The sequence below is a fragment of the Streptomyces sp. ActVer genome, from assembly GCF_027270795.1.
Taxonomy (GTDB): Bacteria; Actinomycetota; Actinomycetes; order Streptomycetales; family Streptomycetaceae; genus Streptomyces; species Streptomyces umbrinus_A.
On sequence record NZ_JAPWHT010000882.1, the window covers coordinates 1 to 1,409 of the forward strand.

Genomic DNA, 1,409 nt, shown 5'->3' on the forward strand with positions numbered 1-1,409 from the left:
GGCCGCAGCCGGCGCTGCGACATCCAGCTCCTGATGGACAGCGGCCCCGCGATGGCCGGCTGGGGGCAACTGGTCGAGGAACTGCGCCAGGCCTGCCAGCAGTCCGGCGCCTTCGGCAGCGTCCGGGTCCACCATCTGTACGCGGGCGACGGCGGCATCCCGCTCATCGGCACCACCGCAGGGCCCCGCCACCACACCCGGCTGCGCTCGGCCGACGAGTTCCACGACCCCACGGGCCGCTGGCTCACCCTCGTCATCAGCGACTGCGTGGGACCCCTGTGGCAGAACGGCAGCGCACAGCGGCTCCTGCACGGCTGGCCCCGCACCTCGCCGCTCGCCGTCGTCCAGCCGCTGCCGCCCCGGCTCTGGGGCCGCACCGCACTGCCCGCCGAGCCGGGGCTCCTGATCAGGCAGGCGGAGACCGGCGGACGCACCACCTTCCTGCCCGACGAGGAACCATGGGACGAACCGGCCGCCGGAGCCCGCCCCGTGCCGGTGCTCCAGCCGACTCCCGAGGCCTTCGAGGCCTTCTCCCGCCTCCTGTCCGGCACCGGCCCCACCAGCGAACGGGCCTGGGCCGCCTGGACCACCCCCGCCCCCGCCCCGGCGGAGAACGTGCCCGCAGGGCCCCCCGCCCCACGCGGCGACGACGAACTCCTGCGCGCCTTCCGTGCCGGCGCCTCGCCCGGCGCGGTCCGCCTGGCCGTGTACCTCGCCGCGGCCCCGCTCACCCTGCCCGTCATGCAACTCGTCCAGCGGGCCATGCTCCCCGACACCGGACCCATGGAACTGGCCGAAGTCCTCCTGGGCGGCCTGCTCAGGCAACTGCCCGGCACCGAACGGCAGCCCTGCTTCGTCTACCCCGGCCGAGTCCAGGACCTGCTGCTCAGCTCGCTCGACCAGGACACCGCCGGACTGGTCCTCAAACACTGCTCCGCCTACGTGGAACGCCACTTCGGCAAGGGCACCCGCAACTTCGCCGCGTTCGCCGCCGCCCGCCTCGCCGACCACGACACGACCGTCACCGCGACCGGCGTCACCGACGGCGAGCGACAGCAGGACGACCGCGGCGACGTCGAGGCCGAACTGTTCGCCCGCATCCCCGCCCGCGTCCTGCGCTTCTACCTGCCCGACCTGGAGACGCCCGTCCCGCTCGCCGAGGCCGAGCGGCTCTTCGGCCAGTGGCAGGCCCTGGCCGACCCGACCGTCCTGCGCCGCGCGAAGGAACAGGCCGAAGCAGCCGTACGCCAGGGCGGCGCCGCCCTCCCCGACGCCGTACGCGCCCATGTGCTCCTCGGCCGCGTCCTGCGGGCGGAGGCCGGCACCGCGGCCGCGCGCACCGGCGGCCGCCGCGCGGAACTCCTGAACGCCGCCGTCGCCGAGTTCACCCGCGCCCACCGCACGGCACC

General features: G+C 75.5%; 1 protein-coding gene. It reads left to right on the plus strand.

Features of this window, described 5'->3' with window-relative positions; translation table 11 throughout:
- The coding region (locus tag O3Q52_RS53045) for an SAV_2336 N-terminal domain-related protein (protein ID WP_269655542.1) at nucleotides 1–1,409 on the plus strand (1,409 nt) is incomplete at both ends.